The sequence below is a fragment of the Streptomyces sp. NPDC006385 genome (assembly GCF_040612485.1).
Taxonomy (GTDB): domain Bacteria; phylum Actinomycetota; class Actinomycetes; order Streptomycetales; family Streptomycetaceae; genus Streptomyces.
Genome location: NZ_JBEXQG010000105.1, coordinates 1 through 24,522 on the forward strand (window position 1 = coordinate 1; position 24,522 = coordinate 24,522).

The window sequence follows — 24,522 nt, forward strand, 5'->3', positions numbered from 1 at the left end:
GCCGTAGGTGGGGCACAGATCTACCGCCTCGCCGGTCGCGGCGAGCAGCTGCTCGGCGGCGGCCAGCAGGTCCAGCAGTTCCGGGCGGGCCAGGAAGTACAGGGAGGCCCGGCCCTGGGGGCGGGAGTCGACCAGGTTGCAGTCGCGCAGGCAGGACAGGTGCGCCGAGACCGTGGACTGCGCCAGCCCCACGCAGCCGACCAGGTCCGTCACCCGGGCCTCGCCCTCGGCGAGCCGTCGCAGGATCGCCAGGCGGGCCGGGTCGCCCAGCGAGCGGAACAGGGCCACCGCCGCCGACGGCGCCCCGCATGAGGTGGTGGCCGCCGGTGCGGCCTCCGTGCTATTCATCGTCATAGGGCGATGATAGCTGTTGAAGTCGATGCAATCTATGGGGTCGTCATGCTGATGAACCGGATCGAGAAGGCGGCGGTCGACAGTCCCGTCCGCCGGGCGCTGCAACGCTTCTACGAGGTCCCGGCCCTGCTGAGGCTGGCCGGCGGCCCGCTGCCGCCGGGCTCCCGGGCGGTGGAGATCGGTTGCGGCTCCGGCTACGGCACGCGGATGATCCTCGACCGCTTCCGCGCCGCCCGCGTCGACGCGATCGACCTGGACGAGAGCATGGTGGCCAAGGCCCGGCGCCGTCTCGTGGACCGGCCGGGCCGGGTCCGCCTGGCGGTGGGCGACGCCACCGACCTCAGGGCCGCTTTCGGCGCGGAGGACGATACGTACGACGCGGCGTTCGACTTCGCGATCATCCACCACATCCCCGACTGGCGCTCGGGCGTCGCGGAGATCGCCCGCGTGCTCAAGCCGGGTGGGGTGTTCGTCTTCGACGAGGTCACCGCGCACGCCCTGGCCCGCCCCTCGTACCGGCTGCTGTTCGAGCATCCGCAGCACGACCGGTTCACCGCCGACGACTTCCTCGCCGAACTCCCGCGCCACGGGCTCGACGTCCACGGGGCGTGCACGAAGATTCGTGGCGACTACCTGCTCGGCGCCGCCCGTAAGCACCCGGTCAGGGGGTGAGCACGATGGCGATCGCGGCCCTGGTCCTGTTCGCCGTGTTCCTCCTGTTGGACGGCGGGGTGCGGATCGCCGTCCAGCGGCGCCGCACCGGCCAGAGCGGGGTGCGGCGCCCGGTTGGCGTCTTCCACTGGTGCGCCCGGCTGGCCAGCGCGCTCGGCGGCCTCGCCACCGGCGTCGCGGCCCCGGTGGCGGATCTTCTCGACCTGGCCCCGCTGCCCGCCCTGGACCGGCCCGCGCTGCGCGTGGCCGGCGCGCTGCTGGCCGGGCTGAGCATCGCGGCAGTCTTCGCCTGCCAGCTCGCCATGGGCGCCTCCTGGCGCACCACGGTCGATCCGGGCGAGCGCCCGGCGCTGGTCACCTCCGGTCCGTTTCGTCTGGTGCGCAATCCCATCTACGCCGCGCTGACCGCGATGACCGCAGGGCTTGCCCTCGCCGTTCCCAACGCCCTCGCCGCCGTGGGCCTGGTGGCCATGCTCATCGGCAACGAGCTCCAGGTCCGCCGGATCGAGGAGCCCTACCTGGACCGGATCCACGGGTGCGCGTGGCGGCAGTACGCCGCCCGCACCGGCCGCTTAGTGCCCGGTCTTGGCCGCCTGCGCTGACCGGCTCCGGCGTTCAGCGTGGCGCCTGGCCAGCTCGTTCGCCGCCCGGGGGCGCGCGGGCTGGGCACGGTGACTGGCACGGCGAGGCCGAGGTCGAGGCTGCTGCCGCCCGGCCTTGCGCTTGGCTCGGGCTGGCCACGGCATGATCACCTTGGGCAGGCCGGTCAGCACGATCCCGATGAGGGAGGTGTCGGGCTGCTCGCCGCCGACCAGATCACGGATGCCCTCGACGGTGACCTACGCGGCGAGCGCGAAGAACGTTATGGCGATGAACTTCGGCGCGCGGCGTTCCTTGGCCTCATCCGGCTCGCCGCCCTTGATCTCAGCGAGCAGCCGCACCAGCACCAGCACGGCGGCGGCGACCCTCGATACCGGAGTCGATACCGAAGCCGGTCAGCGGCACGGCCCCGGCGACCGCGCGCCGGCGGAGATGGCGATGATGTCCTCGACGACGTTGTAGCCGATTGTGAACTTCGCATAGCGGACCGCGCGGGGCGCGGCGGGGCTGGTCACATTTGGCGTGGCGGCGGTGGACGGCGGGCTACTCATCGGGCGGGCCCCTCGGGGGCGGGGTGGGTGCCGTAGGTGGGGCACAGATCCACCGCCTCGCCGGTCGCGGCGAGCAGCTGCTCGGCGGCGGCCAGCAGGTCCAGCAGCTCCGGGCGGGCCAGGAAGTACAGGGAGGCCCGGCCCCGGGGGCGGGAGTCGACCAGGCTGCAGTCGCGCAGGCAGGACAGGGGCGCCCAGACCGTGGACTGCGCCAGGCCCACGCAGGTCACCAATCCGTCATCCGGGCTTCGCCTTCCGCGAGCCGGCGCAGGATCGCCAGTCGCCCGGGGTCGCCGAGTGCTCGGAAGAGTGCGACGGCCGCCGTAGGGGCTGAGCACGAATCGGCTGCGCTGACTGGTTCGGTGGACTGCATCGTCACCCGCCTATTCATCGTCAGGAAACGATGATAGCGTCTCACAGCGATGCGAAATGCTGGCAGATTCTCTGGTTACCCATCGGTTTCATCCATCCATTCCGATTACATCGTTAGCATCCGATGCGAGCGGACTCGTCAGGGGGACGAGTCCGCTCGCATCGGGGGGTGCGGAGATGCAGGTTCTTGTGGTGGAAGACGACGCTCGGATCGCCGAGGCGCTGACAGAAGCGCTGCAGCGATTCGGGCACGATGTCGACTGGGTCGCCAGCGGGGTGGAGGCGCTTCACGCGGCACCGAGTACGGAGTTCGTTCTGCTGGATCTGGGACTGCCGGACCTAGACGGGCAGGAGGTGTGCCGCCGGGTCCGGGAGACGTCGACTGTGCCGATCATCGCCGTCACTGCCCGGTCCGAGGAGTTGGACCGGGTCCTGATGCTCCAGGCAGGGGCGGACGACTACATGGTCAAGCCCTACAGCATGCGGGAGTTGATGGCGCGTATGGAGGCGGTGTCCCGCAGGGTGCACTCCACGCCATCGTCCCCGGGCGCTGGTGAGGAAGAGGGGTGCGTGTTCGGTCCGCTCACCGTGGATCTGCGCACTCGACAGGTCGCCCTGGACGGACAGCGCCTTCGCCTGACGCGACGTGAGTTCGATCTGCTGGCGGCGCTGCTTGCGGATCCGGGGGCGGTGCGCCACCGGGAGGATCTGATCAACGAGGTCTGGGACCCGAACTGGCACGGCTCCACGCGCACGCTCGACGTTCACATCGGCTCGCTGCGCTCCAAGCTCGGCGGTCGGGAGTGGATCGAGTCGGTGCGGGGTGTGGGGTTCCGCCTGGTCCTGCCCGACCGGGCGTGACCAGGCCGGCACACGATTCATGCCGCTCTGCCGCGGTGGATAAGGGGGACAGACAATGCGGCGTCATCTGATTGCGGCCTTGGTGGCCTTACCGGTGGCGGTCGTTGCCGTGCTCGGGCTGCCGCTGGCCATGGAGCGCAGCGATGAGGCATTTCGTGAGCTCGCCCATGCACGCGCCGTAGAGGCACGGCAGTTGTCGTCCACTGCCGCACGGGCTCTGACGGGCCGGGAACAGGATGTTCTACGGGAGAGCATCGCTGCCTACCAGGACCGCACCGGTGGCCGCGCCCACGTCTACGACGCCCGCGGACAGTCAGTGGAAGGGGCCTTGTGCTTGCTGACGCCCGCCGAACTGGCCGACCAGAGGGTGGTGAAGGCGGCTCTCCGGGGCCAGTTCACCGATTCGGCCGACCGGCAGGTTTCCGAGCGCCCGAACGAGCTGATCGTCGCGGTACCGGTGCTTCACCAAGGGGTGCTGGTCGGCGTAGTGGTGGTGTGCTCTGCGCTGGACGATCTGGAGCTGAAGCAGTGGACGATCTGGGCGGTCGTCGCCGTGATCGGAGCTCTCGCACTGGCTGCGAGCGGGTTCCTGGCCGAGCCCCTCGCCCGCTGGATTCTGCGCCCCGTGCGGTACCTGGAGAGTGCCGCGCGCCGGTTCGCGGCAGGTGACCACAGCGCTCGCGTGCCCGTCCATCTCGGGCCGCCAAATCTGCGGGTGCTGGCCGAGACCTTCAATCACCTGGCCGAGCAGGTTCAGCAGCAGGTAAGGGTGCAGAAGGCTTTCGTCTCCGACGCCTCACACCAGATGCGTTCTCCACTGGTGGCCTTGCGACTGCGGCTGGAGAACATGGAACCGCACGTGCGAGCGGGCGGGACGCGCAGCCTGGAGCAGGCCATCGGTGAAGTGGACCGGATGACCGGCATCCTCAACGCCCTCCTGTTGCTGGCACGGACCGAGTCCGGTCCCCAGAGCGCCGAACCGGTGGATGTACTCGCCGTGGTCGAAGAACGCGTCGCGTCCTGGCGCCTGTCGGCCGAGCCGCGGCACGTAGCGCTCGCGATCGACAGTGACGGTGAGGCGCTGGCGGCAGCGGTCGCGGGCACGGTGGACCAGATCGTTGATGTCTTCCTCGACAACGCGGTGCGGATAGCACCCCCTGGCAGCACGGTGTGGCTGCGGCTCGTCCAGGACGCCGAGACCGTCGCCGTGCAGTGCATCGACGAGGGCCCCGGGATGAGCGACGTGGAGCGGGCCCGTGCCTGTGACCGGTTCTGGCGAGGCTCCACGGCCATCGAGGGTGAGGGGTCCGGACTGGGCCTGGCCATCGCCGCCAGTCTCGCCCGCGCCAACAACGGCAGCGTGCTCCTGCGAGAAGCAGCAGGAGGCGGGCTGCACGCCGAGGTACTCCTTCCGGCCTGGTCGCCAAGCGGCAGCCGGCAGGCCGGCATCCCTCTCCTGCAGGACGGCCGGAGGTGATCCCGGACCGTGCCTTGTACCTCTCCTGCATATGAGCTGCCCGGCCGTTGACCGACGCCTTCCTACGCTGACGCCCGTTCTAACAAGCTCGGCCAGGCCAAGCCGGGCCGGCCCCTCTCCCTGTCCCTTCGTACGCGTCCTCCCCGCGTGGGCGCCCCCTGTTGACCTCAAGGAGGAGGCGTGGGTTCCGCATCCACCGCCCGTACCGAAACCGCCCCCGACACCGTTCCGCCCGTATCGACGCGTGGCCTGGCGCGCATCGGCCGCTGGCTGGCCCGCCGCAGGCTTTGGGTCCTGCTGGTCACGTTGGCGGCCCTGGTCGTCGCCGTACCGTTCGGCTCCGATGTCGAAAGCCGCCTGTCGGAAGGCGGCATCACTGTCCCCGCCTCCGAGTCCGCGCGCGCCGACGAACTGCTCAACACTCGCTTCGAAGGCGGCTCCCCGCACCTGGTGTTCATTGCCGCCGCCGAAGAGAACATCGACGCCGCCCCGATCAGCAGCGAAGGAACAGCGCTGACGGAGCGGCTCGCCGACGAGCCGGGCGTCGTGCAGGCCGCCTCCTACTGGACGCTCGGCAAGGCGCCCACCCTCCGCTCGAAGGACGGCACCACGGGCCTGATCATGGTGCGGCTGACCGGTGACGAGGACCAGGTCCGCAAGACCGCCGCCCGGATCGTGCCTGAAGTGGTCGGCGAACGCGGTCCGCTGAAGGTCACCGCCACCGGCGTGACCGCCGTGCGTATGGAGATCGAAAAGCGCAGCGAGGAAGACCTCACCAAGGCGGAGTTGCTGTCCGGGCCGCTCGTGCTGATCATCCTGCTGCTCGTGTTCGGCAGCGTCGTGGCGGCCAGCACCCCCCTCGCGGTCGGCGTCCTCGCCGTCATCGGGTCCTTCGTGATCCTGCGGCTGCTCGACATGGTCGTCCAGGTGTCGGTGTTCTCCGTCAACATCACCACGGCCCTCGGCCTGGGCCTGGCCATCGACTACAGCCTCTTCATCGTCACCCGCTACCGCGAAGAGCTCGCCCGCGGACGCACCGTGCACGAGGCGATCGCCGAATCCGTCCGCACCGCCGGCCGTACGGTCTTGTTCTCCGCCCTCACCGTCGCCGTGTCCCTGTCGGCGATGCTCGTCTTCCCCATGTATCACCTGCGGTCCTTCGCCTACTCGGGCATTGCGGTGGTGATCCTGGCCGCGCTCGGGTCCGTCGTCGTCCTGCCTGCCCTGCTCGCTGTCCTCGGCCGCCGCATCGATGCCCTCAATGTGCGCCGCCTCTTCCGTCGGAACGCCAAGGCCGCCGCCGCGCTGACCGATCGGGAAGGGTTCTGGCACAAGCTGGCGATGGCGGTCATGCGCCGCCCGCTGCCGTTCGCCCTCACCATCGCCGCGGTCCTGGTGGCCCTCGGCTTGCCGTTCCTCCGCGCCGAGTTCGGCGACAGCGACGACCGTGTCCTGCCCGCCAATTCGCCGGCCCACCAAGGCGCCCAAGTCCTGCGCGAGGAGTTCGACAACCGTGAGGGTTCGCCCCTGAACGTTGTCCTCCCCGCCATCGACGCAAAGACACAGTCCACCAAGGTGGCCGACTACGCCCAGCAGCTGTCGACCGTGCCCGGCATCACCCGCGTCGACGCACTCACCGGTTCCTACAGCGAAGGCCAGAAGGTCGCCCCACCCGGGTCGGCCTCCGACCGGTTCAAGGCGGACAAGGGCACCTGGTTGTCGGTGGTCTCCGAAACCGAGCCGTACTCCGAGCGCGGCATGGACCTGGTCGGCACCGTCCGCGCCCAGCCCGCACCCGACACGGTCCTCGTCGGCGGCCAGGCCGCCCTGCTGGTCGACTCCAAGGCCACCCTGGGCGACAAGCTGCCCTGGGCGCTGGGGATCATCGCCGCCTCAACGCTGGTACTGCTGTTCCTGTTCACCGGCAGCCTGCTCATCCCGCTCAAGGCCATCGTGCTGAACCTGCTCAGCCTCACGGCCACCTTCGGGGCGATGGTCTACGTCTTCCAGGACGGCCATCTGCGCTGGCTCGTCGGTGACTTCACCGTCACCGGCATGCTCGACATCGACACCCCGATTCTGATGTTCTGCGTCGCCTTCGGCTTGTCCATGGACTACGAGGTCTTCCTCCTCTCGAGGATCAAGGAGGAGTACCACCGCACCGGGGACAACATCTCGGCCGTCGCCTGGGGGCTCGAGCGCACCGGCCGACTAGTCACCGCGGCCGCCGCGCTGGTCGCTACCGTCCTGCTCGCCTTCGCCACCTCCGGGCTCACCCCGCTCAAGCTCCTGGGAGTGGGCCTCGCGCTCGCCGTGATCGTCGACGCCACACTCGTGCGCGGCATCCTCGTACCGGCATTCATGCGCCTGGCCGGACGCGCCAACTGGTGGGCTCCCCGCCCGCTAGCGCGCCTGCACCAGAAGATCGGACTCGACGACTAGACAGCACCTTCCGCACACCACCCAGGGCGGGGGCCGGGCATGATGCCCGGCCCCCGCCGCCATGAGCCGGCGGGTTCCTTCCCGCCCGGCGATTGGGTGTGTGCACGGAGCGGTGGTTTCCGCTGCAGAGCACCTCACAACCCATCGTGTCGAACTCATGAGCGGAACCTGCATTTCCGCTGCACGAGTGCTGCAGATGCACCTCATAGCGTTGGCAATGCCGCTGAAGACACTTGACCTGCACTTCCCGTAGGGGGTGCCGCAGCGGTTGATACATGTCAACGCAACCAGGCGGGGGACCCGGTCCATGCGGTATCTGCAGCGTGAACGCACCATCGTCGAAGCACTGTTGCCCGGCCTTGACGAGCGCCTGGCCGCAACGCCCCTGGCGGAGTTGGAGGCGGCCGGCGGCCCAGGGGTGAAGCTGTTCACCGAGGCCGGCGGGCCGGGCCTTTTGGTGCCCACCGAGCACGGCGGCAAGGGCGCGGACCTGCTCACCGCCCTCCGTGTCCAGCGCGGGCTCGGATCCCGCTCGCCGTCGCTGGCGGTGGCCACCACGATGCACCACTTCTCCGTGGCGTCCCTGGTCGAGACGGCAGCCACCAGCAGCGGCATGGAATGGATGCTGCTCGCGGCGATCGCCAAGGACAACCTGCTGCTCGCCTCCGGCTTCGCCGAGGGCCGTACCGGCCAGGGCATCCTCAACCCGGCCCTGACCGCCCGCACCGAGGGCGACAAGGTGTTCCTCAGCGGGTCGAAGAAGCCCTGCAGCCTGGCCCGCTCCATGAACCTGCTCACCGCCTCCCTGCCCCTGCCGGGCCCGGACGGCACCGAGCAACTCGCCATCGCCCTCATCCCCGCCGACGCACCCGGGGTGTCCGTCAAACCGTTCTGGGGCAGCCCGATCCTGGCCGGCGCCGAGAGCGACGAAGTCGTCCTCGACGACGTCGAAGTGCCGGCCGAGCTGCTGGTGCGCACCGACGTCACCGCGGACGGCCGACTCGACCAACTGCAAACGGTCGGCTTCGTCTGGTTCGAAGCCCTCATGACCGCCAGCTACCTCGGCGCGGCATCCGCCCTCGTCGAGCGACTTCTCCTCAACGACCGGGCGGACGCCGCGGTCAGAGCCGACGCGGTCGCTTCCGTCGAAACCGCCGTGCTCACCCTGGAAGGGCTCGCTGCCGACGCTGCGAGCGGGATCAGTCAGGACACCCTGGCACGGTCCCTGGTGTGCCGGTACGCCGCGCAGGACACAATCAGCCGCGTGCTGTCGGTGACCGTGGAGACGCTGGGCGGGATGGCATTCATCGGCTCGCCGGACGTCGCCTACCTCAACTCCGCCTGCCGCGCGCTGGCCTTCCACCCGCCGTCCCGTGCCCGCATGGCCGCGCCGCTGGCCGAGTACTTCGCCGGCCAGGCACCGCTGCGCATTCCCTGAATCCCCGGCTCGTTCAGCTCTGCATCTATCGCCCCGCCCCCTTCCTCTGTCGCGTCCCACTCCGGGCTGGGCTTCGCCGTGCCGTGAAGCCGTGCCACCGCTGCCCGGGGACGCCGGAGCCTGCCTGCCCATCGATGCCCTGTACGTCCGCTGACCTTCTTCGTGAGGTGCTCGATCGTGCCCTTTGGTCCCACTGTTCTGCTCACCGGCGCGTCCGGTGTCCTGGGCAGCGCGCTGCTGCCCCAGCTGTCCGACTGCCACGTCATCGCCCTGATCCACCGCACCCCTGCGCCCGGTGCCGACGAACAGCTCGTCGGAGACCTGACCGCGCCGCGTCTGGGTCTCGACCAGGCTGCCTACCAGCGCCTTGCCTCCCGTGTCGACGCAGTCGTGCACTGCGCGGCCATCACCGGCTTCTCCAGCGGCCCCGAGGCCACCCACGCCCTCAACGCGGCCGGCACCCGGCAGATGGTGCAACTCGCCGCGGACGCCGACGCCGTGATGTATCACGTGTCGACCGCGTTCGTGGACCGCACCGACCTGACCCGCGCCCAGATGGGTCAGGACCACGGGGACGCGACCGCCCGCCCGGAGGACTATCTCGACTCCAAGCGGGCCGGGGAGGATGTAGTGCGCTCGGCCGGCATCCCGGCGGTCATCGTCCGTCCGTCGGTGGTGATCGGGGACGCCGCCACCGGAGCGATCTCCGCGTTCCAGGGCATGCACGGCATCATCCACGGGCTTCTGCGCGGCCTGCTGCCGCTCGTTCCCATTCCGGCCGACTCGCCCGTGGACTTCGTGCCGCAGGACGTGGTCGCGGCCACGATCGCCGGTCTGATCCGGCAGGGCCGCCGCGAGGGCGAGGTGTGGATCACCGCCGGCACCAATGCGCTGAGCACCGACCGGGCCTTGGAGGTCATCGCCGCCACCGCGGACGAGCTGGGTCTGGACGCGCCGCGCCCGCGGATGGTGGGCCCGGAGATGGTCGACCGTCTGATCCGGCCGGTGTTCATCGCCAACCTGCACCCCAGGGCCCGGCGCCGCTTCGACGACATGCTCGCCATGACCGCTCTGTTCGCCCACGGGCATGTCTTCCCCAACAGCCTCGGCCAGACGGGATTGCCCGCCGCGCTCAGCAGCAGCGACCTCGAGTCCGCGCTGCGCGCCTCGGTCACCTACATGGCCCGGGCCAAGGGCATGGTCCGCCCCGCCCCGACACCCGCGCTCGAGACTGCGCAGGTCGTGGCATGAGCGAGCTGACCCTGCCGGCGCCGCCCGCCTCGGATCTGTCGGCCGCTGAGGTACTGGGCATCTACCGGCGCCACCTGAGCAAGGGCCGCGCCCGCCTCGCGTCACTGACCGGCGCGGCCATGGAGGTCGCCTCGGAAGGCAGCCGCGTGTGGGACGCGGACGCCAAGGAGTACCTGGACTGCGGCGGATACGGGGTCTTCCTCCTCGGCCACCGCCACCCCCGTGTGGTCGACGCGGTGATCGATCAGATCCAGCGGCATCCCATGGCCACCCGGCTCCTCCTGGAGCCCGCCGCCGCCAGCGCGGCCGCGGCGCTCGCCGCAGTGACTCCGCCCGGCCTGGAGCGGGTGCATTTCGTCAACTCCGGTGCCGAGGCCACCGAGACCGCGATCAAGCTGGCGCGTGCGCACGGCAAGCACCGGCTGATCTCCGCCGTGGGCGGCTACCACGGCAAGACCACCGGCGCTCTTGCCGTCACGGCCAAACCCCTCTACCAGGACCCGTTCCGGCCGCTGCTGCCGGCCGAACACATCCCCTACGGCGACGCCGACGCCCTTCAGCGGACGCTGGCCGGCGGCGGGCCGGCCTGCGTGATCCTCGAACCCGTGCAGGGCGAGGGCGGCGCCGTCCTGCCACCGCCCGGATACCTGGCACGCGTGCAGCGGTTGTGCGCCGAGCACGGTGCGATGTTCGTCCTGGACGAGATCCAGACCGGGCTCGGCCGGCTCGGCACCTGGTGGGGCGCCGACGCGGAGGGTGTGCGCCCGGATGTGCTGCTGGTCGGCAAGAACCTCAGCGGCGGCGTCATCCCGGTCGCCGCGGCCGTCGCCACACCCCAGGCGTACGCGCCGTTCGACAAGGACCCCTACCTGCACACCTCCACCTTCGCCGCCTCGCCGGTCGCCATGGCCGCGGCCGCGGCCGCTGTCACCGCGATCCGCGACGAGGACCTGGTGGAGCGTGCCCGCATGCTTGGTGAAGAGCTGCTGGATCGTCTCCACGATGCGCTCGCGCCGCTGTCCGGCGACGTAGTGCGCGACATCCGCGGCCGCGGGCTGCTGATCGGCATCGAGATGCGCGACGAAGGCGCGGCCGGTGAGCTCGTCCTGCACCTGCTGGAAGCCGGGCTGCTCGTCAACCACTCCCTCAACGCCCACCGGGTCGTGCGCCTGACTCCGCCCGCGGTGCTCACGCCCGCCGATCTGGACTGGATCAGCCGCGCGTTCACCTCCGCGGCCACCGCCCTGACCCGTACGACCGCTTCTATGAAGGGGACACGCTGACATGCTCCAGGTGACACTCGACGCCCTCATACCCGACGCCACCGCCGCGGACGTCTTCGACCGAGTGCGGGACTTCGCCGCCTACCCGAAGTACACCGACGCCGTGCGCGAGGTGACCGTCACCGACACCGGCGGCGACACCCTGGACTCGGACTGGTCGGTGAACTTCCGCAACGGCATCCTGTGCTGGTCCGAGCGCGACCGCATCGACGCGGACAACCTGTCCATCGACTTCACCCAGACCGACGGCGACTTCGACACCTTCGACGGCAGCTGGAAGGTCTACAGCCACCCGGACGGCGCGGTCACCGTACGGTTTACCGCCACCTTCGACCTCGGCATGCCCAGCCTGGCCGCGATCATCAACCCGATCGCCTGCCAGGCCCTCGGCGAAGCCATCAGCCTCATCCTGCGCGGCCTGCTCGGGGACCACATCACCCTCACCGCCTCCGAACCCGTACCGGCGCCCGCCACCGCGGACACGCCGTGACCGGCTCCCTCACCACCGCCCAGCCGCCCGAGGTGGACGGTGCGGCAGGCTTGGTGACCGCGCAGCGGTTCAAGGACCTGCTCGCCCAGCTGCCCACCGCGGTGACCGTGCTGACCACCAGCGATGCCGACGGAAGCGGGGCGGCGGGCATGACGGCCAGCGCCGTGTGCTCGCTGTCCCTGGACCCGCCGCTGATCCTGGCCTGCGCGGACAACCACAGCCGCACCTTGGCCCGTATCCGCGCCACCGGGGCCTTCGCGGTCAACGTGCTGTGCGAAGAGCAGGCCCATCTCGCCAAGCGGTTCGCCGACCGCAGCGTGGACCAGGCCGACCGGTTTGCCGGCACCGCCCACCGCCTCGTCGACCGGCTGCCCGTGCTGGACGAGGCGCTGGCCTGGCTGACGTGCGACGTGCAGGCCGCCTACCCGGGCGGGGACCACACCATCCTCACCGCCCGGGTGCGTCAGCTCGGCCACCACGGCGGCCACCCACTGATCTGGCACAACCGCACCTTCCGCATCCTCGCCTGACCGCCCCCGCCTCGTCTCACCGATCACACGCGACATCAGGAGGACCCTGTGCCCAGGGACATCAAGAACAAGGTCGTCGCCATCACCGGCGGCAGCCGCGGCATCGGCCGCGCCACCGCCGAACTGTTCATCGCCCAAGGCGCCAAGGTCGCTATCGGCGCCCGCAACCACGACGTCGCGGCCAAGGTCGCAGCCGACATCGGGGCCCACGCCTACCCCCTCGACGTCACCGATCCGAACAGTGTCCAGACGTTCTGGCAGACGGTCGAGGGCGACCTCGGCAAGATCGACATCTTCGTCAACAACGCCGGCGAGATGATCGTCGGACGGTTCGAGGACGAGTCCGCCGAAGACACCGCCCATCAGCTCGGCGTCAACCTGCTCGGCACCCTCAACGGCATGAAGACCGCCATCGGTCCGATGCGGGCCCGCGGCCGGGGCCACATCATCAATATGGTCTCCGCCGTCGGCATGATCGGCCTGCCCGGCTGCGCCACCTACTCGGCCGCCAAGCACGGCGTCGTCGGCCTGTCCGAGGGCGTGCGGGCCGAACTGCGCGGCTCCGGCGTGGACCTGTCCATCATCCTGCCCATCCCCGCCCAGACCGAGCTGACCTCCGGCGTCGGCAAGGGCCGCTTCGTGCCCCTGCTCACCCCCAAAGACATCGCCAAGTCCGTGCTGCGCACCGCCCGCCACCCGGTCTACAACCGGTACGTGCCCGGCTGGACGAACCCGGTCACCCGCTCGCTGTTCCTGCTGCCCCAGCCGTGGCGGGACGCGATGGGGCGCTTCCTCAAGGCCGACCAGTTGCTGCGCACCACGGACTACCAGGCCCGGGTCGCCTACGAGACGCGGGTGAAGGTCCCCACAGCAGAAGGAGCGGGGGCGTGACCTCTCAGACACCCGCCCGGCCGAGCAACTACAAGGGCGCGAACCAGCGCGGCAAGGCGCCCGCCGTCGTCGGCTGGCGCTGGCTGGACCACCTCATCCACGTCCACCCCGCCACCACCGTCGCCGTGTTCACCCCGGTAATGGCCGTCTGCGTGTGGCTCTCCCTCGGTGAGGCCGGCGGCTGGGCCCTCACGGGGTGGGCGGCGGCCGGCTACCTGACCTGGACCCTGTCGGAGTACTGGGGCCACCGCATCGTGCTGCACTACGAGCCCGAAAAGGGCTTCGGCGCGCGCCTGCACTACATCCTGCACGGCATCCACCACGACTACCCCAAGGACGCGCGGCGCTCCATCCTCAGCCCGCTGCTGAGCATCCCCATGGTCGGCGGAACGATCTACCTCGCCTCCGGGCTCGGCTCCCTGCCGCTGATCTTCGGGGCCGGCTACACCTTCGGCTACCTCACCTACGACCTGTTCCACCTCTACCTGCACCTCGCCACGCCCAAGAACCGCCTGATGCGGCACCTGCGCTCGCTGCACATGCGCCACCACTTCCGCGACGACACCAAGGGATTCGGCATCTCCGCCCCTTACTGGGACGAGCTGTTCGGCACCTCCATCGCCCGGCAAACGAGCACGAGTGCAGCAGGAACGGGCGGCCAGGCCGCCTGAACCATCCGACCGGTCCGGCACCTGACCGGCACCCCATGACGGGCGCGGGCACCCCTGCGGAGCGCGGCTTACCCCCGAAGTCGTCGATGCCCACCGCGCGGGTGACCGCGCCTCACCCCCGCGTCACAGCACGTCCGGCCGCCCAGGGCCTCCCGGGCCACCTGCCGGAGCCGAACGCCACCCGCGAGGAACCCATGAACTCCGAAACACTCCTGGCCCGCGTCTTCACCCTCGACACCGACACGCCCGACTCCGGCACGTCGCCGCCCCGGCCCCTGTCCGCCGAACCTCCGCGCAGCCGCGCAGCCGACCGGGACGAGGCGGAGGAGTTCGTCCGTCTGCACCATGACGAGCACCCCGACCAGGCGGTACCGCTGCCGGCGCGCCTGCAGCAGATCCGCACGCAGATCGACGAGACGGGCACCTACACCCACACCGAAGAAGAGCTGGTCTTCGGCGCCCGCGTCGCCTGGCGCAACTCCAGCCGCTGCATCGGCCGCCTGTACTGGAAGAGCCTGCGCGTCCTCGACCGGCGCGATGCCACCAGCGCCGAAGAGATCAACCAGCACCTCGTCGAGCACCTGCACCAGGCCACCAACGGCGGCCGCATCCGCCCTGTCATCTCCATCTTCGCCCCAGACACACCCGACAGCCGGGCACCACGGGTGTGGAACGACCAGCTCATCCGCTACGCCGGCTACCGCCAGGACGACGATTCCATCACCGGCGACCCTGCCTACGCGGACTTCACCGAGACCGTACGGCGCCTCGGCTGGCAGGCCCCCGGCGGCGCCTGGGACGTGCTGCCCTGGGTCATCGAGACCGACCAGGACAAGCCCGAGCTGTTCGACGTTCCCTCCGACGCCGTGCTCGAGGTCCACCTCACCCACCCCGACCGTCCGGACTTCGCCGCCCTCCGCCTGCGCTGGCACGCCGTCCCGGCCATCTCCAACATGCGGCTGCGCATCGGCGGCATCGACTATCCCCTCGCCCCGTTCAACGGCTGGTACCTGGGCACCGAGATCGGCGCCCGCAATCTCGTCGACACCGACCGGTACAACCTGCTGCCGGTCATCGCCGAACACCTCGGACTCGACACCAGCAGCGAAACCACCCTGTGGCGCGACCGCGCCCTGGTCGAACTCAATGTCGCCGTGCTGCACTCCTTCAACACGGCCGGCATCAAGATCAGCGACCATCACACTGAGTCTCAGCACTTCCTGACCCACCTGGCCAAGGAAGAACGGCACGGCCGCACCGTCCCCGCCGACTGGAGTTGGATCGTGCCCCCCGTCTCCGGCGGGATCACCCCCGTGTTCCACCGCTACTACGACGAGGCCGACCAGCGCCCCAACTTCTACCTCGACGACGACGCCAAGGCCCGCGGCAAGGGCGGATGCCCCTTCGGCCACGGCTGACCGCCTCCCGAAGAGGGCACTGACTAGTCCGTTGGCCTCCAAGGGCCCGCGTACACCAGCGAGACCGCAGACAGTGGTTTGGCGTCCTTCTGAAGGCCCGTCGCACGCGCCACGGTTCCTTATGACGCTGACCCATAGTTCTCGCTGCGGTCCTCAGCAGAGGCGGTGCAGGCGGTGCAGGCGCTGCGAGAACGGAACGGCTCCGAGAGCTGTGCCAGGTAACCGGCCGGGTAAGAGGGTTTGCCGCGATGCCGAGGTCGTCGGTGGAGAATCGCCGATCGGGGTCGAAGGAATACGTGCCGAGCAGCCGATCCCACACCAGCGTGAACAGCCCGAAGTTGACGTCTCCGACACCTCCCCGTTTCAGGTGGTGGGAGCGGTGTCCTTCGTTCAGTGACGGCACGTACCGCAGCGCCCCCACACGGTAGTCGGCGTTGGAATGCTGCAGGAGCAGCTGCACGGCAACGGCCAGAGCAAGCGCAGCGGCAACGGCCACCGGCAACCCGACGACCAGCAGCGGAGCAACACCGGCGGCGAGTTCTACGGTCCGGGGGGAGACAGACGTCTGATCTCGCTGGTCAGAGAGGTGATCTAGCCCTCGCCTGCAACGATGCACAAACCATCGCGGGTTCGCATCAGATGCGATTGGCGGCGCTTTCGGGACTGGAACAGCGGTTATCGGTGAGATTGATCTTGAACGGCAGGAGGCCTGGGTCGACGGGGCCCTCTGCCGTCTGTGGAGGTCAGTTGCAGCAGTCGCATCCGGGGCGGCAGCCGCACGCGTCCGCTTCTGCGTTGGCCGACGGCACCGCCGCGGTGGCGGGGGCCGCGCAGCAGCCCTTGCCCTGCCAGGCGTCGCGGCCCTCCGTGACGGCTACGGCGGCAATGACGAGGGCGGCGATCGGGTCGGCCCAGGACCAGCCGAGGGTGGCGTTGAGCACCAGGCCGGCCAGGAGGACGGCGGAGAGGTAGGTGCACAGCAGGGTCTGCTCGGAGTCAGTCACTGCGGAGGCGGAGCCGAGTTCATGCCCGGCCTTGCGCTGGGCTGCGGAGAGGGGCGGCATCACGGCCAGGGAGAGAGCGGCGAGGACGATGCCGGGGATCGACCGCTCGGCCTCGCCCGCGCCGGTCAGGACGCGGACGGGATGACGTTTTCGATGATGCGGCACACCACGGCTGTGTCGCCGTGGTCGGCGGCCTGGTCGGCCTGGGTGCGGGCGCGTTGGAGGGTGGTGCGGAGGGCTTGGAGGTCGGCGATGCGGCGGTCGATGTCTGCGAGGTGTTTGTCGAGGAGGTCGGTGACGAGGCCGCAGGGTTGTTCGCCGCGGCGCTGGAGGTCGAGGATGTCCTTGATTTCTTTCAGGCTGAGGCCCAGGGCCTGGGCCTGGCGGATGAAGCCGAGGACGGGGATGGCGTCGTCGGTGTAGGTGCGGTAGCCGGCGGGGGTGCGTTCCGGCGGGTCGATGAGGCCGTTGGCTTCGTAGAGGCGGACGGCCTTGGGGCTGAGCCCGGCCTGGGCGGCGATGCGGCCGACGGTGAGCATGGGACGGCTCCGTTCGCGGGGGTGGGGCTCCAGTGTCGGCTTGACCTTGCCCTAAGGGCAAGGTTTTAGCGTGCGGACATGAGCACGGATGGGGAAGGGATCTGGCGCATGTCCACGACGACACAGACCGGCACCGGCCGCCCCATAGAGCTGGCGATCACGGGGATGACCTGCGCCTCGTGCGTGGCGCGCGTCGAGCGGAAGCTGGGCAGACTGCCCGGGGTGAGCGCGACGGTCAACCTGGCGAGCGCGACCGCGCACGTCACCTGTGAGGATCCGGCGGTGGAGGTGGCCGAGCTGGTCGCCGCCGTGGAGGCCATCGGCTACGGCGCCGAGCCGGCCGGGACCGGTACGCCGGAGCCGGAGGAAGGTGAGGCGGTCGACGCCGAGCAGGCACACATTGCCGGGCTGCGGCGCCGCCTGATCGTCTCGGCGCTGCTCGGCCTGCCCGTGGTGGTCGTGTCGATGATCTCCGCGCTGCACTTCACGGGCTGGCCGTGGGTCGCGCTCGCGCTGGCGACGCCGGTGGTGGCGTGGGGGGCGTGGCCGTTTCACCGGGCGGCGGCGGTCAATGTGCGGCATGGCTCGGCCACGATGGACACCCTGGTCTCGCTGGGTGTGCTGGCCGCCTACCTGTGGAGCGCGGGCACCCTGGCCGCAGGCGGGGAGCACCTGTATCTGGAGGTCGCCGTCGTGCTGGCGGCGTTCCTGCTGGCCGGGCGGTTCTTCGAGGCGCGGGCCAGGCGGCGGGCCGGGGAGGCGATCCGGGCGCTGATGGACCTGGGTGCCAAGGACGTCGCGGTGCTGCGCGACGGGATGGAGGTGCGCATCCCGGTCGAGGAGTTGGTGGTCGGGGATCTGTTCGTGGCGCGTCCCGGGGAGAAGATCGCCACGGACGGGGAGGTCGTCGAGGGCGCCTCGGCGGTGGACGAGTCGCTGCTGACCGGGGAGAGCGTGCCGGTGGAGGTCGAGCCCGGCTCGCCGGTCACCGGTGCCACCGTCAACAGCCACGGTCGGCTCATCGTGCGCGCGTCCCGGGTGGGGGCGGAGACGAAGCTGGCGCAGATCGCCGCGTTGGTGGAGCGGGCGCAGATAGGCAAGGCGGCGGTGCAGCGGCTGGCGGACCGGATCTCGGCGGTGTTCGTGCCGGTCGTCATCGCCCTGGCCGCGGGCACGTTCGGGGTGTGGCTGCTGACCGGAGCTCCGGTATCGAGCGCGCTGACGGCCGCGATCGCCGTGCTGATCATCGCCTGCCCGTGCGCGCTGGGGCTGGCCACGCCCACCGCGCTGATGGTGGGGACCGGACGCGGCGCGCAGCTGGGGCTGCTGATACGCGGGCCGGAGGTGCTGGAGTCGACCCGGCGGATCGACACCGCCGTGTTGGACAAGACCGGCACCGTCACCGAAGGGAAGATGCGCCTGGTCGGCGTCGTAGCGGCCGACGGGGAGGACGGGGAGGAGGTGCTGCGGCTGGCCGGCGCCCTGGAGGACGCCAGCGAACACCCGATCGCCGCCGCCATCGCCCACGCCGCCCGCGAGCGGCTGGGCGCGCTGCCCGCCGTGGCCGGCTTTACCAACACTCAGGGCCGTGGCGTGACTGGGCAGGTCGAGGGCCACCTCGTGCGGGCGGGCCGGACCGCGTGGCTGGAGCAGCAGGGCCAGGAGCTGCCCGAGGAGCTGGTGCGGGCTGCGAAGGAGGCTGAAGCCGAGGGCCGTACGGTGGTCTTCGCCGCCTGGGACGGGCAGGTGCGCGGCGCGCTGGTGGTGGCGGACACCGTCAAGGCGACTAGCGCCGAGGCGGTGGCTCACCTCAAGCGCCTGGGGCTGACTCCTGTGTTGCTGACCGGTGACAACACCGCCGCCGCCCGCGCGGTGGCGGCTGAGGTCGGCATCGAGGAGGTGATCGCCGAAGTGCATCCCGAGGACAAGGTCGCTGAGGTCGAACGCCTTCAGCGGCAGGGCCGGGTGGTGGCGATGGTCGGCGACGGCGTCAACGACGCGGCCGCCCTTGCCCAGGCCGACCTGGGCTTGGCCATGGGCACCGGCACCGATGCCGCAATCGCCGCATCCGATCTGACCCTGGTCCGCGGGGACCTGCGGGCGGCGGCGGACGCGATCCGGCTGGCCCGCAGGACCCTGCGTACGATCAAGGCCAATCTGTTCTGGGCCTTCGCCTACAACATCGCCGCCCTGCCGCTGGCCGCGCTGGGCCTGCTCAACCCGATGATCGCCGGTGGGGCGATGGCGTTCTCCTCGGTGTTCGTGGTCTCCAACAGCCTTCGGCTGCGCCGGTTCCAGTCCGCCAACGGCCACTGAGCTCCCGGCATGTGACGACGGACAGGAACGGTGTCCGCCGTTTCACCTCGAGGATGCCCCGGCCGGCCCTCCGGCCGGGGCTGTGTGCCCGCCTTGGCGCGGTCGAGTCAGTCGGCGGGCGGTGCAGTCGCCGGCCTGCTGCACTGCCGCGACGAGGACCGCGTGGTCGACGTCGGCGCCTTCCTCCAGGCGGACGGTGGTGTGTCCGGCGCCACGTCGGTGCGGGAGGAACGCACGCCGGGGATGTCTTCCAGTTCGTCGTCGATGAGCAGGCCGCAGCTGGTGCAGTGCATGCCCTCGATGTGGAGCACCTGCGCGCCGGCCTCGGTGTTCTTGCGGCGGTTGAAAAGCCTCATGCGGCATCTCCCCGGAAGATGGTGCCGGTCTGCATGCTCATGGCGCAGGAAAAACGCAGCGCGCCCGCCGTGCGGGTGCCCAGGTCGACTGTGGTGTCGCCGTTGCGTTTGACCATCTCCTGGACCCCGAGTTCGGGGATGGTGAAGGCGCGGGCGCAGCCGCCGGAGTCCTTGCCGCGCAGGACCAGCGTGGTCGGCACGCCGGCCTTGGCGGTGAACTGGGTGGGGACGTAGAAGTCGGTGACGGTCAGGGTGATCACCTGCCGGCCGGAGGCGTCGATGCGTACCGGCCCGTCCGCCGCCCCGTGGCGTCCTTGGAGGCGTCCGAGGGAGCGGGCGCGGCCGCCGCGGTGGTGGAACCGGTGCCGAAGGAGACCCATCCGCCGCCTGGAGTCCGGAGCCGATGGTCCAGGCCGCCACGGTCAGCACCACAACGCCGGTGGCGATGCCCAGGCGACCGGACAGGGCCCGGCTGGAACGGCGCAAGAGGTAGCCGAGGGCGGCGAAGAGCGGGGCGATGCCCAGCACGAAGCCGGCCATCACCCACTGCTGTCACGGCCCCGTACGTACGCGACCGCAGCCCCGGATGCCTTCCTTCAGCAGGAGGACGCGGCGCCAGGACGGCAGCCAGACAGACCCGGGCCCTTTCATCCGCGGCCAGGGGACCACCGTGGATATCAGGTCCCCTGGATCGCTGCGGACATGGCAAAGCCCCGTGCTTTTCGGCGAGACCTGATCACCTCTGACCGAGCCCGGACATCCGGCGCAGGTACTCCTCCTCGTCGACCTCACCGGCGGCATAACGACGTCGCAGGATGTCCTGCGGGGCGTCGGCGTCGGCGGGCCTGCTCGTCGTGTTCTTGCTTGCCGCGTTCCGGATCAGGAGGCGGACCAGCCACACCAGGCCGATGATGGCCAGCGCCAGGAAGACAAGCCCCACCAGGCCCCAGAGGAACATCCAGGCGCCCATGCCGCTCATCGTGCCATTCATCACGCCACACATGGTTACATCACCACTTTTCACCCTAGCGGAAGGCAGGCGCCCTCAGCCTGCAGCGGTTTTATTGGATGCATCGCGGTCGCCTCCGCCGTCGCGACCCGTCCGGCAGCGCCCCTCCCCGGACGGGCGGCGTCTACTGGCCCTCTGGCCAGTTGTAGCTGCTGGGCACGTCCACCGTCTGGCCCGCCGGACCGTAGACGATCGCGATCTCGTCGTGGTCCTGGAACAGGATCCCGGCCGGGTTGCCAGTGTGCGGCTCGCCGTTGACGTACGCACGCAGGCTGTTGCCGCCATCGGCCTTGAGCGCGCCGATCGGATCCTGAGTGAGGGCGACATCCCACTCGGTCATGAACTGCCCGAGGGAAAAGGCGGCCTTGAGCGCGGACTCGATGTGGATCACACCGCTCGCCTCGTGCGTGTGCAGCGGGCCCATCTGCTGCGCCCGCAGATCGACGCCGATGTTCGCCGGGACGTCCACCGGCTTGCCGTGCACGATCACGTCCAGGTGGACGTGAAGATGCTCCACCATGCCTTCCGCGCCCAGCATCGGCATCCCCGCCGCCTTCACCCGCGCGACCGGATCGGCGGGGGCGCTCCACGGCGTTGGTCGTACGGCCCGGGCGCGGCGGCCCTGCCTTGCGTTGCTGGGAGGGGTGCGGGGCATGCGTCACCCTGCCTTCCCAGGAGCTGCAAGGGGCTCAAGGACAGAGGTCGACGTTTGCGGAAGAACCGCTCCACTCCCCACCAAGCGGCGAGGGCGCCGTCCTTGACTTTGCCCCTGGGGGAAGGTTCTAGCGTCGTGGGCGCGGGGACGAAGCACCACCCAGGAGGTCCCGTCATGGCACTGGTGACAGGAGAGGTGTATCGGTGCGGCCAGTGCGGCTGCGAGATCACCGTGACTCAGAGCGCGGATCCCGGCCGCGGCGGGAACCAGAACCCCACCTGCTGCTCCGGGCACCCCATGACCAAGGTCCACTGACCGATCCGCACCACCCGAAGGCCCGATCGATGGAAAGCCTGCTGTATCTGCTGCCCGCGCTGGCCTGTCCCGTGGGCATGGGACTGATGATGTGGTTCATGATGCGCGGCAGACACCCTGCCCCCACCACCGCCCAGGAGCAGGAGCCGGCCCGCCTGCGCAAGGAGGTTGAGGCGCTGCGCGGCGAGCAGGCCCCGAAGACCGATCTGCGCAAGGGCTCCTCCGCATGACCGGCCTGTGGCCTGCCCTGGCCGCGACCGTGCTCGCCACAGCCCTCACCTACGGGTGCTGCATCCGCCCGATGCCGCGGCACGGCGGCTGCGCGCCAGCCCCGCGCCGGCGCACGGAGCGCAGCAAGGCGGACCCGGCTGCCGCGCCCGGGCGGGGACCGGGGACCATCGAACCGTGACCCTCCGGCCCCGCGCCCCGCCTGTGGGGTCCGGCCGCCCCTTCACCGGGCGGCCGGAGTGCTGTTCGCCGCCCTCCTGCTCGCGCTCGCCGCCCTGCTCGGCTCCGCCCCGTCCGCCTCGGCGCACGCCACGCTGCTGTTCACCAGCCCCGCCGCGGACGCCACGGTGGCCGACTCGCCCACCTCGCTGGTGCTCGTCTTCGACCAGCCCGTGGCCCGCAGCGGGAGCACCGTGCGCCTGAAACCGGCCGCGGAACTCGGCACACCCGCACTCAGCCGGGGCGATCGGACCCTCACCGCCCCCGTCCGAAGCCGCTTGGCCGAGGGCGCCCACACCGTCGACTGGCAGGTGACCGCTCGCGACGGCGACATCATGACCGGCAGCTACCGCTTCGCCGTCGGCCCCCGCACCGTCGCCCTCGGCGCCGGACAGGCCACCGCCGCCCAGGACGCCACCCCCATGGCGGTGATGCGCTGGCTGCTGTTCACCGCGCTCGCCCTCCATCTCGGCGAACTCGCCACGAACCGCCTCGCCGCCCGCATCCGAGCCGCGCCCGCCCGCGGCCCGCGCCCCTGGATGCTGCCCACAGCCCTGACCGGGTGCGCGACCGCCCTCGCCCTGGCCGCCCTCCAGGCCGGCGGCGGCTCCCTGGCGTCCCTGCTCAACACCCGGCCTGGGGTGCTGGCCCTGGTGGAGGTCGCCGGTTTCGCCCTGGCAGCGGTGGCCGTGCTCACACGTCGACCCACCTGGGCTCTTGTGCCGCTGGCCGCCGTCCTGGTCGCCGAGGCGCTGCGCGCCCATCCGCAGGCCCAACAGGCCGTCGCCGGACCCGCGCTGACCTTCGTCCACTTGCTGGCCGCCGCGCTGTGGGCCGGGACCCTGGTGCACGTGCTGCGCACCATCAGAGCCTGGCGCGGTGAACGCGCCGCCGCCCGCGCGCTGCTGCTCGCCTACGCCCGCTGGGCCGCCTGGCTGTTCGCCGCCGTCGTCGCTACCGGACTGATCGCCGCCCTGCTGCTGGTCCCCCTCGAGGACCTGACCACCACCTACGGCCAGGTTCTGCTCGGCAAACTCGCCCTGGTCGCCGCCGCCGCCACCCTCGCATGCATCGCCCGACGGCGCCTGCGCCGCACCGCCGCATCCGCCCACCGCCCGGCCCGCGCCGAGACCGGCGTGCTCGCCGCCGTCCTCACCCTGTCCGCCACCCTCACCGTGCTGCCGGCTCCCGCGGACGCCGACCGGCCACTGCCCTTCGCGCCCCCCGTCGACGGCCCCGTGGTACCGGCCGGAACCCGCGCCGGAGAGATCGGCATCAGCGCCGAAGCCAGCACCGGACAGCTCATCATCGACCTGACCGCACCCCGGGGCGGCGACCCCGCCCAGCAGTCCTACGCCCTGTCCGCCGCCCTCGCCGATCCGCTCGGCACCCGCCGCGCCCTGAAGCTGCGCGGCTGCGGCACCGGCTGCTTCTACACCCCCGTCCCCTGGCAGAAGGGCACCAGCCGCCTGACGCTGACCGCCTCCGCCGAGGGATGGACCGGCGGCCGCGCCGGGCTGACCATCACCTGGCCGCCGCGCCCGGACGCCGTCCTGCTGCGCGAGGCCGTCGCCGTCATGAGGAAAGTCCCCGACGTCACCCTGCACGAACTGGGCACCAGCAACACCGCCCGCGGCCTCGGCGACCTCCAACAACTGCCCCTGACCGGTGAGGAGTTCCTCGCCTCCGAGCCGTACAGCAGCGGCACCGCACCCGTCACCACCCACCTGCCCGACGACAACGGACACCGCCGCCTCGCCCTCGCCTTCCCGGCCGAACACACCCAGCTCACCCTCACCCTCGCCGCCGACGGCCGCATCCTCCACGAGACCCTGACCGCCCCCTACCACCTCGTCACCCGCACCTTCGTCTACCCCGAACCCGACCAACCCGACGAAGACCACGAACACTGACCGACCCCGGGCCCACCGCCAGGCATTCGGTGCGGGTCTGCCAGCCACCCGGCGCCCCGGCTACGACAGCAGGGGAACGGTCCGCGCCTACGACCTGCTGCGGATGTTCGGCCGCGAGGGCCACCCCACCCCGCTCGGCGCCGCGTTCGCCGAGTACGACCGCATCGACAAGACCATGCACCTGCTCGCCCTGGTCGACCCGGTCGACGACACCTACCGCCGCCTGATGAATCGGCAGCTGACCGTGCAGGAGTCCCGCCACCGCCTGGCCCGCGCGATCTGCCACGGCGGCCGGGGCCAGATCCGCCAGGCGTACCGCGAGGGCCAGGAGGGCCAGCTCGCCGCCCTCGGCCTGGTCCTCAACGCCGTGGTGCTGTGGACCACCCGCTGCCTGGACGCGGCCGTCGCCCAGCTCCGCGCCGGGGGTCACGACATCACGGACGAGGATGTCGCCCGGCTCTCGCCGCTCAAGAACCGGCACATCGACTTCCTGGGCCGCTGCCTGTTCAACATCACGGTCAGCGGCCCCGGCCGGGGCCTGCGCCCCTTCCGGGACCCGGACGCCGTCGAGACGACACCCCGGCGACGGCCGGCCTGACACTCGAACTGATCAGCGGGTCTGCTCCGGTGTCGGTGGCGGTGAAGTCGGTGGCGGGAAACTGACGTT

General features: G+C 70.8%; 27 protein-coding genes and 3 pseudogenes. 20 read left to right on the forward strand and 10 right to left on the reverse strand.

Annotated elements, in window-relative coordinates; genetic code table 11:
- A partial coding sequence (locus ABZ078_RS40980; protein ID WP_356583624.1) for a metalloregulator ArsR/SmtB family transcription factor occupies positions 1 to 354 on the reverse strand: 354 nt, incomplete at its 3' end.
- Positions 355 to 399: 45 nt separating this feature from the next.
- On the opposite strand from ABZ078_RS40980, the gene ABZ078_RS40985 reads away from it, so the two are divergent.
- Both ABZ078_RS40985 and ABZ078_RS40990 read left to right on the forward strand, forming a co-directional pair.
- Positions 400 to 1,026 carry a class I SAM-dependent methyltransferase gene (locus ABZ078_RS40985; RefSeq protein ID WP_356583625.1) on the forward strand — a complete coding sequence of 209 codons (627 nt, stop codon included), beginning with the start codon at positions 400 to 402 and terminating at the stop codon, positions 1,024 to 1,026.
- A gap of 5 nt (positions 1,027 to 1,031) precedes the next feature.
- Complete coding sequence (locus ABZ078_RS40990) at positions 1,032 to 1,628, forward strand: isoprenylcysteine carboxylmethyltransferase family protein (RefSeq protein WP_356583626.1); 597 nt, start codon at positions 1,032 to 1,034, stop codon at positions 1,626 to 1,628.
- A 393-nt stretch (positions 1,629 to 2,021) separates the two neighbouring features.
- Here ABZ078_RS40990 and ABZ078_RS40995 read toward each other — a convergent pair whose 3' ends face one another.
- Together ABZ078_RS40995 and ABZ078_RS41000 are read right to left on the reverse strand one after the other, a co-directional pair.
- The gene (locus tag ABZ078_RS40995; protein ID WP_356583627.1) at positions 2,022 to 2,177 is read right to left on the reverse strand and encodes a hypothetical protein; all 156 of its coding nucleotides are present in this window, start codon (positions 2,175 to 2,177) and stop codon (positions 2,022 to 2,024) included.
- The gene (locus ABZ078_RS41000) at positions 2,174 to 2,398 is read right to left on the reverse strand and encodes a hypothetical protein (RefSeq protein ID WP_356583628.1); all 225 of its coding nucleotides are present in this window, start codon (positions 2,396 to 2,398) and stop codon (positions 2,174 to 2,176) included. The genes ABZ078_RS40995 and ABZ078_RS41000 overlap by 4 nt, the downstream gene beginning before the upstream one ends.
- A 343-nt stretch (positions 2,399 to 2,741) precedes the next feature.
- On the opposite strand from ABZ078_RS41000, the gene ABZ078_RS41005 reads away from it, so the two are divergent.
- The 11 genes from ABZ078_RS41005 (at position 2,742) to ABZ078_RS41055 (ending at position 15,301) form a co-directional block, all read left to right on the forward strand.
- Positions 2,742 to 3,410, forward strand: coding sequence for a response regulator transcription factor (locus tag ABZ078_RS41005; protein ID WP_356583629.1), 669 nt, complete (start codon positions 2,742 to 2,744; stop codon positions 3,408 to 3,410).
- Between the two features lie 55 nt (positions 3,411 to 3,465).
- A complete protein-coding gene (locus ABZ078_RS41010) occupies positions 3,466 to 4,887 on the forward strand; it encodes a HAMP domain-containing sensor histidine kinase (protein WP_356583630.1) in 1,422 nt (473 codons plus the stop codon).
- A gap of 180 nt (positions 4,888 to 5,067) precedes the next feature.
- Entirely contained in the window at positions 5,068 to 7,329 is a 2,262-nt protein-coding gene (locus tag ABZ078_RS41015) for an MMPL family transporter (protein WP_356583631.1), read from the forward strand.
- 307 nt (positions 7,330 to 7,636) lie between these two features.
- Positions 7,637 to 8,767, forward strand: a complete 1,131-nt coding sequence (locus tag ABZ078_RS41020; RefSeq protein WP_356583632.1) for an acyl-CoA dehydrogenase family protein — start codon at positions 7,637 to 7,639, stop codon at positions 8,765 to 8,767.
- Between the two features lie 177 nt (positions 8,768 to 8,944).
- Positions 8,945 to 10,018: an SDR family oxidoreductase gene (locus tag ABZ078_RS41025; RefSeq protein WP_356583633.1), complete on the forward strand. Its 1,074-nt coding sequence runs from the start codon at positions 8,945 to 8,947 to the stop codon at positions 10,016 to 10,018.
- Positions 10,015 to 11,301 carry an aminotransferase class III-fold pyridoxal phosphate-dependent enzyme gene (locus ABZ078_RS41030; RefSeq protein ID WP_356583634.1) on the forward strand — a complete coding sequence of 429 codons (1,287 nt, stop codon included), beginning with the start codon at positions 10,015 to 10,017 and terminating at the stop codon, positions 11,299 to 11,301. The genes ABZ078_RS41025 and ABZ078_RS41030 overlap by 4 nt, the downstream gene beginning before the upstream one ends.
- Position 11,302: 1 nt before the next feature.
- Positions 11,303 to 11,791, forward strand: coding sequence for an SRPBCC family protein (locus ABZ078_RS41035; protein WP_356583635.1), 489 nt, complete (start codon positions 11,303 to 11,305; stop codon positions 11,789 to 11,791).
- Positions 11,788 to 12,321 (forward strand): flavin reductase family protein, encoded by a 534-nt coding sequence (locus ABZ078_RS41040; protein WP_356583636.1) that lies wholly within the window; start codon positions 11,788 to 11,790, stop codon positions 12,319 to 12,321. Before ABZ078_RS41035 ends, ABZ078_RS41040 begins: the two co-directional genes overlap by 4 nt.
- A 48-nt stretch (positions 12,322 to 12,369) precedes the next feature.
- Complete coding sequence (locus tag ABZ078_RS41045; protein ID WP_356583637.1) at positions 12,370 to 13,212, forward strand: SDR family oxidoreductase; 843 nt, start codon at positions 12,370 to 12,372, stop codon at positions 13,210 to 13,212.
- Entirely contained in the window at positions 13,209 to 13,883 is a 675-nt protein-coding gene (locus tag ABZ078_RS41050) for a sterol desaturase family protein (protein ID WP_356583638.1), read from the forward strand. Before ABZ078_RS41045 ends, ABZ078_RS41050 begins: the two co-directional genes overlap by 4 nt.
- A 194-nt stretch (positions 13,884 to 14,077) precedes the next feature.
- Complete coding sequence (locus ABZ078_RS41055; RefSeq protein WP_356583639.1) at positions 14,078 to 15,301, forward strand: nitric oxide synthase oxygenase; 1,224 nt, start codon at positions 14,078 to 14,080, stop codon at positions 15,299 to 15,301.
- Here the strand turns inward: ABZ078_RS41055 and ABZ078_RS41060 are convergent.
- Complete coding sequence (locus ABZ078_RS41060) at positions 15,189 to 15,797, reverse strand: hypothetical protein (protein ID WP_356583640.1); 609 nt, start codon at positions 15,795 to 15,797, stop codon at positions 15,189 to 15,191. The genes ABZ078_RS41055 and ABZ078_RS41060 overlap by 113 nt on opposite strands.
- Between ABZ078_RS41060 and ABZ078_RS41065 the strand changes: the two genes are divergently transcribed.
- Complete coding sequence (locus ABZ078_RS41065; RefSeq protein WP_356583650.1) at positions 15,741 to 15,896, forward strand: hypothetical protein; 156 nt, start codon at positions 15,741 to 15,743, stop codon at positions 15,894 to 15,896. The genes ABZ078_RS41060 and ABZ078_RS41065 overlap by 57 nt on opposite strands.
- A gap of 148 nt (positions 15,897 to 16,044) precedes the next feature.
- Here the strand turns inward: ABZ078_RS41065 and ABZ078_RS41070 are convergent.
- Positions 16,045 to 16,443 (reverse strand): annotated as a pseudogene (locus ABZ078_RS41070) (cation transporter); the annotation flags it as partial.
- Complete coding sequence (locus tag ABZ078_RS41075; protein WP_356583641.1) at positions 16,431 to 16,844, reverse strand: heavy metal-responsive transcriptional regulator; 414 nt, start codon at positions 16,842 to 16,844, stop codon at positions 16,431 to 16,433. The pseudogene ABZ078_RS41070 and the gene ABZ078_RS41075, both read right to left, overlap by 13 nt.
- A 108-nt stretch (positions 16,845 to 16,952) precedes the next feature.
- On the opposite strand from ABZ078_RS41075, the gene ABZ078_RS41080 reads away from it, so the two are divergent.
- Complete coding sequence (locus ABZ078_RS41080; protein WP_356583649.1) at positions 16,953 to 19,160, forward strand: heavy metal translocating P-type ATPase; 2,208 nt, start codon at positions 16,953 to 16,955, stop codon at positions 19,158 to 19,160.
- 107 nt (positions 19,161 to 19,267) lie between these two features.
- Here ABZ078_RS41080 and ABZ078_RS41085 read toward each other — a convergent pair whose 3' ends face one another.
- The 4 genes from ABZ078_RS41085 to ABZ078_RS41100 all read right to left on the reverse strand — a co-directional run bounded on the left by ABZ078_RS41085 (position 19,268) and on the right by ABZ078_RS41100 (position 21,180).
- A complete protein-coding gene (locus tag ABZ078_RS41085) occupies positions 19,268 to 19,516 on the reverse strand; it encodes a heavy-metal-associated domain-containing protein (RefSeq protein WP_356583642.1) in 249 nt (82 codons plus the stop codon).
- Positions 19,513 to 19,896 (reverse strand): cupredoxin domain-containing protein, encoded by a 384-nt coding sequence (locus tag ABZ078_RS41090; protein ID WP_356583643.1) that lies wholly within the window; start codon positions 19,894 to 19,896, stop codon positions 19,513 to 19,515. Before ABZ078_RS41090 ends, ABZ078_RS41085 begins: the two co-directional genes overlap by 4 nt.
- Positions 19,897 to 20,252: 356 nt before the next feature.
- On the reverse strand, positions 20,253 to 20,510 hold the full coding sequence (locus ABZ078_RS41095; RefSeq protein ID WP_356583644.1) for an SHOCT domain-containing protein: 258 nt from the start codon (positions 20,508 to 20,510) through the stop codon (positions 20,253 to 20,255).
- A gap of 139 nt (positions 20,511 to 20,649) precedes the next feature.
- Positions 20,650 to 21,180: a hypothetical protein gene (locus ABZ078_RS41100; RefSeq protein WP_356583645.1), complete on the reverse strand. Its 531-nt coding sequence runs from the start codon at positions 21,178 to 21,180 to the stop codon at positions 20,650 to 20,652.
- Between the two features lie 174 nt (positions 21,181 to 21,354).
- On the opposite strand from ABZ078_RS41100, the gene ABZ078_RS41105 reads away from it, so the two are divergent.
- From ABZ078_RS41105 to ABZ078_RS41125, 5 genes and pseudogenes are all read left to right on the forward strand, one after another.
- A complete protein-coding gene (locus ABZ078_RS41105; protein WP_356583646.1) occupies positions 21,355 to 21,495 on the forward strand; it encodes a hypothetical protein in 141 nt (46 codons plus the stop codon).
- A gap of 29 nt (positions 21,496 to 21,524) precedes the next feature.
- On the forward strand, positions 21,525 to 21,725 hold the full coding sequence (locus ABZ078_RS41110) for a hypothetical protein (protein ID WP_356583647.1): 201 nt from the start codon (positions 21,525 to 21,527) through the stop codon (positions 21,723 to 21,725).
- 237 nt (positions 21,726 to 21,962) lie between these two features.
- On the forward strand, positions 21,963 to 23,855 hold the full coding sequence (locus ABZ078_RS41115) for a copper resistance protein CopC (protein ID WP_356583648.1): 1,893 nt from the start codon (positions 21,963 to 21,965) through the stop codon (positions 23,853 to 23,855).
- Positions 23,856 to 23,928: 73 nt separating this feature from the next.
- Positions 23,929 to 24,453 (forward strand): annotated as a pseudogene (locus ABZ078_RS41120) (Tn3 family transposase); the annotation flags it as partial.
- Positions 24,429 to 24,518: pseudogene (locus ABZ078_RS41125) on the forward strand (NAD-dependent dehydratase); the annotation flags it as partial. The pseudogenes ABZ078_RS41120 and ABZ078_RS41125, both read left to right, overlap by 25 nt.
- Positions 24,519 to 24,522: the final 4 nt, after the last annotated feature.

What these genes read in the sequence shown, in the direction of transcription:
- ABZ078_RS41105 (WP_356583646.1), top strand. Translation starts at nt 21,355, where the DNA reads ATGGCACTGGTGACAGGAGAGGTGTATCGGTGCGGCCAGTGCGGCTGC.
- ABZ078_RS40990 (WP_356583626.1), top strand. Translation starts at nt 1,032, where the DNA reads ATGGCGATCGCGGCCCTGGTCCTGTTCGCCGTGTTCCTCCTGTTGGAC.
- ABZ078_RS41010 (WP_356583630.1), top strand. Translation starts at nt 3,466, where the DNA reads ATGCGGCGTCATCTGATTGCGGCCTTGGTGGCCTTACCGGTGGCGGTC.
- ABZ078_RS41110 (WP_356583647.1), top strand. Translation starts at nt 21,525, where the DNA reads ATGGAAAGCCTGCTGTATCTGCTGCCCGCGCTGGCCTGTCCCGTGGGC.
- ABZ078_RS41100 (WP_356583645.1), bottom strand. Translation starts at nt 21,180, where the DNA reads ATGCCCCGCACCCCTCCCAGCAACGCAAGGCAGGGCCGCCGCGCCCGG.
- ABZ078_RS41075 (WP_356583641.1), bottom strand. Translation starts at nt 16,844, where the DNA reads ATGCTCACCGTCGGCCGCATCGCCGCCCAGGCCGGGCTCAGCCCCAAG.
- ABZ078_RS41020 (WP_356583632.1), top strand. Translation starts at nt 7,637, where the DNA reads ATGCGGTATCTGCAGCGTGAACGCACCATCGTCGAAGCACTGTTGCCC.
- ABZ078_RS41080 (WP_356583649.1), top strand. Translation starts at nt 16,953, where the DNA reads ATGTCCACGACGACACAGACCGGCACCGGCCGCCCCATAGAGCTGGCG.
- ABZ078_RS41030 (WP_356583634.1), top strand. Translation starts at nt 10,015, where the DNA reads ATGAGCGAGCTGACCCTGCCGGCGCCGCCCGCCTCGGATCTGTCGGCC.
- ABZ078_RS41090 (WP_356583643.1), bottom strand. Translation starts at nt 19,896, where the DNA reads ATGGGTCTCCTTCGGCACCGGTTCCACCACCGCGGCGGCCGCGCCCGC.
- ABZ078_RS41085 (WP_356583642.1), bottom strand. Translation starts at nt 19,516, where the DNA reads ATGAGGCTTTTCAACCGCCGCAAGAACACCGAGGCCGGCGCGCAGGTG.
- ABZ078_RS40995 (WP_356583627.1), bottom strand. Translation starts at nt 2,177, where the DNA reads ATGAGTAGCCCGCCGTCCACCGCCGCCACGCCAAATGTGACCAGCCCC.
- ABZ078_RS41035 (WP_356583635.1), top strand. Translation starts at nt 11,303, where the DNA reads ATGCTCCAGGTGACACTCGACGCCCTCATACCCGACGCCACCGCCGCG.
- ABZ078_RS40985 (WP_356583625.1), top strand. Translation starts at nt 400, where the DNA reads ATGCTGATGAACCGGATCGAGAAGGCGGCGGTCGACAGTCCCGTCCGC.
- ABZ078_RS41055 (WP_356583639.1), top strand. Translation starts at nt 14,078, where the DNA reads ATGAACTCCGAAACACTCCTGGCCCGCGTCTTCACCCTCGACACCGAC.
- ABZ078_RS41065 (WP_356583650.1), top strand. Translation starts at nt 15,741, where the DNA reads ATGCTGCAGGAGCAGCTGCACGGCAACGGCCAGAGCAAGCGCAGCGGC.